At 66.4% G+C, this 7443-nt stretch carries 8 protein-coding genes; 4 read left to right on the top strand and 4 right to left on the bottom strand.

Annotated features, from left to right (window positions below; all coding sequences use genetic code 11):
• Positions 1–152: 152 nt before the first annotated feature.
• Complete coding sequence (locus ACVOLQ_RS18055; RefSeq protein ID WP_481528842.1) at positions 153–1109, top strand: hypothetical protein; 957 nt, start codon at positions 153–155, stop codon at positions 1107–1109.
• A complete protein-coding gene (locus ACVOLQ_RS18050; RefSeq protein WP_313172650.1) occupies positions 1106–1660 on the top strand; it encodes a GTP-binding protein in 555 nt (184 codons plus the stop codon). The genes ACVOLQ_RS18055 and ACVOLQ_RS18050 overlap by 4 nt, the downstream gene beginning before the upstream one ends.
• Positions 1661–1775: 115 nt before the next feature.
• Here ACVOLQ_RS18050 and ACVOLQ_RS18045 read toward each other — a convergent pair whose 3' ends face one another.
• Genes ACVOLQ_RS18045 through ACVOLQ_RS18030 form a run of 4 tightly spaced genes read right to left on the bottom strand, consistent with a single transcriptional unit; the run spans position 1776 to position 5782 of the window.
• Positions 1776–3155, bottom strand: coding sequence for an FAD-binding oxidoreductase (locus tag ACVOLQ_RS18045; protein ID WP_313172343.1), 1380 nt, complete (start codon positions 3153–3155; stop codon positions 1776–1778).
• A complete protein-coding gene (locus tag ACVOLQ_RS18040) occupies positions 3152–3694 on the bottom strand; it encodes a metal-dependent hydrolase (protein ID WP_481528841.1) in 543 nt (180 codons plus the stop codon). Before ACVOLQ_RS18040 ends, ACVOLQ_RS18045 begins: the two co-directional genes overlap by 4 nt.
• Positions 3694–4068 (bottom strand): YraN family protein, encoded by a 375-nt coding sequence (locus ACVOLQ_RS18035; RefSeq protein WP_313172340.1) that lies wholly within the window; start codon positions 4066–4068, stop codon positions 3694–3696. The genes ACVOLQ_RS18040 and ACVOLQ_RS18035 overlap by 1 nt, the downstream gene beginning before the upstream one ends.
• A complete protein-coding gene (locus tag ACVOLQ_RS18030) occupies positions 4058–5782 on the bottom strand; it encodes a penicillin-binding protein activator (RefSeq protein WP_313172338.1) in 1725 nt (574 codons plus the stop codon). Before ACVOLQ_RS18030 ends, ACVOLQ_RS18035 begins: the two co-directional genes overlap by 11 nt.
• An 82-nt stretch (positions 5783–5864) precedes the next feature.
• On the opposite strand from ACVOLQ_RS18030, the gene rsmI reads away from it, so the two are divergent.
• Together rsmI and ACVOLQ_RS18020 are read left to right on the top strand one after the other, a co-directional pair.
• Entirely contained in the window at positions 5865–6701 is an 837-nt protein-coding gene (gene rsmI, locus ACVOLQ_RS18025; RefSeq protein ID WP_481528840.1) for a 16S rRNA (cytidine(1402)-2'-O)-methyltransferase, read from the top strand.
• The gene (locus ACVOLQ_RS18020) at positions 6679–7443 is read left to right on the top strand and encodes a hypothetical protein (RefSeq protein ID WP_481528839.1); all 765 of its coding nucleotides are present in this window, start codon (positions 6679–6681) and stop codon (positions 7441–7443) included. Before rsmI ends, ACVOLQ_RS18020 begins: the two co-directional genes overlap by 23 nt.

The following is a 7443-nucleotide window of genomic DNA, read 5'->3' as shown; positions in this document are numbered from 1 at the left end:
CCCGCCCCCGCCCCCCCGCGCCGTCGCCTCTTCCCTCTCTCACTGCCTAACCCCGCCGTCCTTAATCTCCCTGGCCCCTCGCCCGGGCCCCCCGCCCCCCCCCCCCCCCCCCCACGTCGATAGCGCTTCGACTCACAGACGTGATCGACACCATGAGTGCACCCGCCCGCAAGATTTCCGCCGCTGTGATTGCCTGCCAGGGACTGGATGTCCTGCACATGATGCGGCTGAAGGTTGCCAGCTCACTGCTGATGGCCGAGTACATCCAGGCGGAGGTGCAGGAGTGGAATCACCAGCAGGTGGATCTGCTGGTGGCCTGTATCGATGACAGCAAGGGCCAGCAGTTGTTGCGTGAGGCAAACCAGCAGGGGCTGCCGGTGCTGGCGGTGACACGCCGGATGCTGTCAGGCCTCACCATTCCCGGCGTGGCTTACGGCGCCAGCGTTCGCGATATCTTCCAGCAGTTGCGGCAGATACTGCTGGCATCGGACAGCAGTGGCGAGCGTTTCCAGCCGCGCACGCTGTTCCGTAGCCTGGGGGATGCCCGCGGCAAGCCCGGCTTGCTGCATATGGGCCTGGTCAAAGTACTGGTCGATGCCTCGCACACGCGGGTGACGCTGCTGCGTGATCTGCCCTATGAGAACTACCTGAAGGCCGCCGTTGAACCGGGCTGGACCTTGTCGGTGCTGGGCAGCAACGAGGCGCTGGATGAAGGAATGGCTGACGCAGTCAGCACCCATGCCTTCGAGGACTTCTGCTGGCAGGCGGCCGCTCTTTCGCCCGAACCGCTGTTGCAGCGCGAGACCACCAACCCCTGCCAGCTGCGCGGCTGGCCCGAGGTGGAGACCGGCAAATTGCCAATGCAATGGCTGCTGCCGATGGCGGCGATGATGATACGGCCATGGCAACCGGGCGAACTGGCCCAGGCGACGGGCACGTCGTTGGACGATATTGCCCGTATCATGGCGGCGGCGGCGTGTACCGGATTGCTGGATGGCAGTGGCGCCGCGCCGGCACCGGCGCGTAATGCCGGCAACAAGGTGTCCGGCTTCTTCACACGTATCGCCAAGCGATTCGGGCTCAACTTTTCCAAGGGGCTTCAGGTCTGACGGCTATGGCAACCAAGTTGGTTTTTGTCGGTGAAATGGGTGCGGGTAAAACGACTGCGATCCGGTCGATCTCGGACATGGAACCGATCAGCACCGAAATGCCGATCAGCGACGAGGCAGCGCTGGAGGCATTCGAGGACAAGTCCCACACCACGGTGGCGCTGGATTACAGTTCCATTGAACTGGGTGACGGCGAGTTGCTGCATGTCTATGGCGTGCCGGGGCAGGCCTATCTGGACTTCATGTGGCCTATCGTGGCGGAAGGGGCCATTGGCGTGATCGTACTTGTGAGCGCACTCAACCCGCGCGCGCTGCCAAGTACGTTGACACTGCTGGAGCGCTTCCGTGGCCTGGCACCGGAAGCCTGTTTCGCGGTGGGCGTGACCTGCCAGGACCGCGAGCCCGATTTCAGTTTCAGTGAATTCCGCAATGCCCTGGCCGGCGAAGGCCACCGCCTGCCGGTGATGTGGGTGGACGCCCGCGAGACCAGCCAGGTCGATTTCCTGATCAAGGCATTGCTGTCCTGCCGTTACGCCGAAGCAATTGCCTGAGCCAGCGATGGTGTTGGTTGTGGGAGCGGCGTAAGCCGCGAAGCCAGTGAATCTTCCGACGTTGCGCTTGTGAGACCCCTGCCGAGCATGGCTCGGCACTACAGCCAGCCCAGCGCTACGCCTCCGGCAACACCTTGCCCGGATTGAGGATGCCGTCCGGGTCCAGCGCCTGCTTGATGGCGCGCATCGTTGCCAGCGTGCTTGCCGAAAATGCCTGCGCCATGAAGTCGCGTTTGGCCAGGCCAATGCCATGCTCTCCCGACAAGGTGCCACCCAGCTGCAGGGCCAGCGCAAATACCTTGGGCAGGGCTGCATGCGCGCGTGCGTTTTCGTCGGCGTCGTCCGGGTGATAGAGGATGTTGACGTGCAGGTTGCCGTTGCCGGCATGGCCAAAGGTGACGATCGGCAGCCGGGCCTGTGCCGACAATTGCTGCACGCCTTCCACCAGTGCGGGAATCTGCGATACCGGCACCACCACGTCTTCATTGATCTTGCCCGGCGCGATGGTCTTCAGCGCTGGCGACAGTGCACGCCGTGCCGCCCACAGCTTGTCACGTGCACTGCCATCGGTGGCCACATCCAGCGCCAGCATGCCGTCGCCTTCGGCGGCTTCGGCCAGTGCATTGAGTAGGTAGGGCAGGGTGTCCTCATCGCCATCGGCATCGATCAGCAGCATCGCGCCGGCGTCGGGCACCTGTGCGCCGTTGTGGCGCAGCAGCTGCAGGCTGCGTGCGTCCATGAACTCCAATGTGGTTGGCGTCACCGGTTGCGCCATCACCCGTGATACCGCGGCGGCCGCCGCCTCTGCGTCGCGATACAGCACGCGCAGGCCGGCCTGGCTGCGTGGGCGGGGAGTGAGCTTGAGCGTGGCTTCGACGATCAGCGCCAGCGTGCCTTCGCTGCCCACCAGCAGGTGGGTGAGGTCATAGCCGGTCGAGTCCTTGGTATAGGGTCCGCCGCAGTGGATCAACTCGCCGGTGCCGGTAACCGCGACCAGCCCCAGTACATTGTCGCGGCTGGTGCCGTACTTCACCGCGCGCGGGCCGCCGGCATTGCAGGCGAGGTTGCCGCCGATGCTGCAGATATCGGCGCTGGACGGGTCCGGGGGCCAGAACAGGCCATGTGGCATCAGGGCGTGTTGCAGGTCGCCATTGAGCACGCCGGGCTCGACCACCGCGCAGCGATCACCCGGTCGTATCGCGACGATGCGGTTCATGCGCGCGAACGACAACACGATGCCGCCGGCCGTGGCTACCGCGGCGCCGGTGGTGCCGGTGCCGGTGCCGCGTCCGACCAACGGCACGCCGTGCGCGCGACAGGCGCGGACGATGGCCTGCACCTGTTCGCGCGTGCTGGGCATGGCTACGCCCTGTGGCAAGGCGTGCCGCCAGGAGTTGTCCTGCGCGTGCGCTTTCAGCGCTGCGGCGTCGGTGCGCCAGTCGTCGCCGAGCAGTTGCGACAGGGTTTGTGCGAAAGCCGTGGGCAGGAGGGTCATGGGGTTTGGCGTGCCTCGGGGGGACGGTGCTGGATCAAGCGCCAGCCGATGACGGCGACCAGCAGTGGTAGCCACACCCAGCGCAGTTCCGACAGCACGGTCTGCAGGCCACGGGCGCTGAAGAAGTTGTTGGCGAACGGTGACACGCGGATGGGTCGCCAAGGCGCGAACAGGCGTTGATCACTCCATGGCCACCACAGCGCGACACCAAGGCCGCCCGATGTCAACGCATCCAGCAACGGGTGCGACAACGCGCAGATGAAGACGAACGCGGCAGCCTGCAGGCGGCTTGCGCGCAGCGTGCTGGCAAAGGCGGTTGCCAGGGCCGCCAACAGCGTGGCGAACAACAGTGAGTGACTGGCGCCGCGATGACCAAAGGCATCGGCATAGGGGACATGCAGGGCGAAGGCCAGTACATCGGCATCGGGCAGCATCGCTGCGACAACGCCGGTGACCAGCAGCCGGGTGGAAATACGTCCGCGTTCGCTGGCGCACCACAGTGCAAGCGGGACCGCGGCGTGGGTGAATATGCTTGGCATCAACAGTCGTCGGCGCGGAAGGCGTCGCGTATCCAGTTCAGGCGGGGAGGCTCGCCGCTGGCTTCGACCACATCGAAGCGGCAGGGGCTGTTGGCCAGTGCAGGGTGTTGGCTCAGGTAAAGCTGAGCGGCGCGAATCAGCTTGCGGCGTTTGTTGATGTCGACGGAGGCTGCGCCGCCGCCAAAACCGAGCGAGCGCCGATAGCGCACTTCGACAAAAACCAGGCTGGCGGTGCTGCGGTCGTACATCACCAGGTCGAGCTCGCCGCCGCGAAAGCGAACGTTGCTGGCCCGCCACTGCAGGCCAGCGTTCTCCAGCAGCACACGGGCAGCGGCTTCCACCGCTGCGCCGCGTTCACTCTGCTCAGCGGCCATCACCGATGGCGACCGGACGGCCGGCACTGAAGGTGGACCAGGCCGGGGTGCGCAACACGTTGCCGAAACCGTCCAGATGCAGGGTGCCGGTGGCACCGCTGAGGCCACCACTGGTGCTGGTGGCCAGCTTTTCCATATAAGCGGTGATCTTCCAGGCGTCGTAGCCGAAGGCGAACAGGCGACCCGCACCGCCGCGTGCGGTTGGCAGGGTGGTGGCGACGCTGGCAGCGGCCGGCAGGCCGGCCACGCCACGGCTGTTCCAGGCTTCGGTCGGGAAGGCGATGCCATCCAGGGCGACGTCGTCTTCGGCCTTGCCAGTGCCTGCGGTCAACTGCGAGGTGCCGACACGGCTGACGCCGGCCAATCCGGCCAAGGCCAACTGCGGCGCCAGTACGCGCGCCTGGTTGCCCTTGACTGCGAGCAGGATCGCGTCGACGCCGGTTGCCTGGCGCAGCTGCGCGGTGATGTCGGCAGGCACGTCGCCGACAGTGATGGTGGTTGCGATCTTGCCGCCACGCTCGCTGAAGCGTTCCTTGAAGGCACCACTCGAGCGACGCCCCGCATCGTCACTGCTGGCGATCACCAGCACGTTGCGGCGCTCGCGACCGAGCAGGTACTCGGCGGCCATCAGGCCATCGTCCTCGGGTGCCAGCGAGAAGGCGGCGTTGCCTGGCGGCGGCGCGTCCTTGCCGCGATTCAGGGCCAGCAGTGGCACCGGCAGTTCGCTGCGGTGGAACAGCGCATCCACCTCGTCGCGGCCGAGTGGGCCGACAATGAAGTCGACACCGTTGCCGACCGCCTTGTCGTAGGCCGCGCCAGCACCGCTGGCCGTGCCCTTGGTATCGATGAAGTCGATGGGCGGGCGACGACGGCTTTCGCCGTAGTAGCCGGCCAGCAGGCCGTCACGGACCGAGGCGCCGGCAGCGGCCAGGTTGCCGCTGAGCGGCAGCAGTACCGCCATCTTCACCGGCGGACGGTAGCCATCGGGATCGGCGGCCGGGCGCTTGCTGGTATCCAGCTGCGCGGCGCTATCGCGGTCGAACGGCCGCGGCAGCGGCAAGCCGCGGCCGATCATGGCGCGACCGGCGTGGTTGTAGAGCGGATCACCGACTGGCAGTGCAGCAGCACGGCTGCTGAGGGTGGCGTCGTTCAGGCCGGCCAGCAGGCGGGTGATGGCGCGCTGGTTGTCATTGCGCTCGGTGCCATTGAGCAGGGTGCCGGCACGGGCGCGCTCGGCAGCCGCGGCAAAGGCATCGCCCGTGGTTTCCAGTGCCTGCGCCCGGGCCAGGTACCAGCGCGCCTGCAAGGGTGCCGGCAGCGATGCCGGGTTCTCGGTCAGTACCTGCAGCACCGTGGCCGGCTGCTTGTCGCCCAGCGCCAGCTCGGCCTGCAGCAGGTTGAAGCGCTGGCGGGTTGCAGCGGACAGCTGGCGCGGTTGCACCTGTGCCATCAGCATCCTTGCGCGGGCGCTGTCACCGGCTTCGTGCCAGGCAAAGGCGGCGTCGGCCAGCAATGGGCTCTTGCCGGCACCGCGTACCAGTGCTGCCTGGGCTTCGAGTTGCTGCGCGGCATCGCGCGGTTTGCCCTGCTCGAGCAGGGCGATGGCTGCCTGCTGGGCGGGCGAGCTGGTCGGGGCAACGCTGGTGGTGGCGCAGCCGACGAACAGCAGCATCGACAATGACAGGGCGGAAATCCGTGCGACTGGCTTGTTCATTTAAGGTCCGTTCGACAGGGCGCGGCAGTGCCGGGCGGGGGAAACGGTACGATTCTACCCTTGGCCCACGGAAATACCGATGATGAGTACTGCTGCTGCCACCTTGTATGTCGTTGCCACGCCGATCGGCAACCTTGCCGATCTGAGCCCGCGCGCGCAGGAGGTGCTGCGTTCGGTGGCCGCCATCTGCGCGGAAGACACCCGTCATACCGGTCAGTTGCTCTCGCATTTCGGCATCAGCAAACCCTTGGTGGCCCTGCATGACCACAACGAAGAGGCGATGGCCGAACGTGTCGTGGCGCGTCTGCTGGGCGGCGAGTCGCTGGCGGTGGTCAGCGATGCCGGCACGCCGCTGGTCAGCGACCCGGGCTTTCGCCTGGTGCGTGCGGCGCGTGCGGCCGGGGTCAGAGTCAGCCCAATCCCAGGTGCCTGCGCGGCGATTGCTGCCTTGAGCGTGGCCGGATTGCCCAGCGATCGCTTCGTATTTGAAGGCTTCCTGCCGGCCAAGGGCGCGGCCCGCCGCGAGCGTCTCAACAAACTGGCGGCCGAGACCGGCACCCTGGTGTTCTACGAGTCCTCGCACCGAATCGCCGAATCGCTGGCCGACATGGTGGCTGCGTTCGGTGCCGAGCGGCCGGCGGTGGTGGGGCGTGAGCTGACCAAGCTGTTCGAGACCGTGCTCGATGGCAGCCTGGAGCAATTGCTGGCCAAGGCGCTGGCCGATGACAACCAGCGCAAGGGCGAGTTCGTGGTGATGGTGCAGGGTGCTGGCGACGATGAGCAGGCCAGGATTGCCGAAGGCCGTCGCCTTTACGCCAAATTGAACGAGCACCTGCCGCCTTCCACCGCTGCCAAGCTGGCGGCCGAACTGAGCGGCGCGCCGCGCAAGGCCTTGTATGGACAGGGCAGCAACGACTGAGGCGATGTGGGCGGCGGCCGATGCTGCCAGCCTGCGCCAGCAACTGGACCTGCGCGAGCACCCGCTGGCGGGCGGGACCGGCGGTGAGATCAAGGTCCAGCGCGAACGCTGGATGATGGTGCGCTGGTTGAATGCCTGGGCGTCGGAGCTGGTTTATCCGCTACGGGTGGCCAAGCGCGAAAGCCCTGACTTCATGGTGGACGCCGGCGATGTCCGGGTCGGCGTGGAATGCATGGAGGTGGTACCCGAGGCCTTCAAGCAGGTACAGGCCAAGTTGCACGGCGTCAATTCTGGTTGGGTGCGGCCGGTACCGCAGCGGCGCGCCGAGGAGGCGCGGGCTGAGTGGGACAGCCCGCTGCTGCGTCAGTTGCTGGCCGACACCTATGAGGGCAGCCCGTGGTCGGGGGATGAGCCGGAGCGGTTATGGGTGGATGTGATGCGCTGGGCGGTGGAGAAGAAGCGTCAGGTGCTGCACAAGCCTGGCTTCGCGCGGCAGTCGCGCAATGTGTTGCTGTTGTACGACAACTGGCCGTTGCCGCGGGTGGCCTTTGTTGAAGATGCCGATCCAGCGGTGTTGCGCAGTTGGGCGCTGGCGGCCCTGGATGAACTGTCGCGGCAATTGCAGGAGGGCGGCGCGCATGCTGACTTCCAACAGGTTGATATCCTGCATGAAGGCTGGCTCCTCTCTTTTACAGAGGCGGGGGTACGACTGTTGCGTTACCAACTGGATGCAGCTGAATGA

This window comes from Stenotrophomonas sp. STEN031, assembly GCF_056759975.1.
This window is presented reverse-complemented; position numbering and strand designations above follow the sequence as displayed.

Coding starts and splice junctions, on each gene's coding strand:
- ACVOLQ_RS18055 (WP_481528842.1), top strand. CDS start 153: ATGAGTGCACCCGCCCGCAAGATTTCCGCCGCTGTGATTGCCTGCCAG.
- ACVOLQ_RS18045 (WP_313172343.1), bottom strand. CDS start 3,155: ATGACCCTCCTGCCCACGGCTTTCGCACAAACCCTGTCGCAACTGCTC.
- ACVOLQ_RS18040 (WP_481528841.1), bottom strand. CDS start 3,694: ATGCCAAGCATATTCACCCACGCCGCGGTCCCGCTTGCACTGTGGTGC.
- ACVOLQ_RS18035 (WP_313172340.1), bottom strand. CDS start 4,068: ATGGCCGCTGAGCAGAGTGAACGCGGCGCAGCGGTGGAAGCCGCTGCC.
- ACVOLQ_RS18030 (WP_313172338.1), bottom strand. CDS start 5,782: ATGAACAAGCCAGTCGCACGGATTTCCGCCCTGTCATTGTCGATGCTG.
- rsmI (WP_481528840.1), top strand. CDS start 5,865: ATGAGTACTGCTGCTGCCACCTTGTATGTCGTTGCCACGCCGATCGGC.
- ACVOLQ_RS18020 (WP_481528839.1), top strand. CDS start 6,679: ATGGACAGGGCAGCAACGACTGAGGCGATGTGGGCGGCGGCCGATGCT.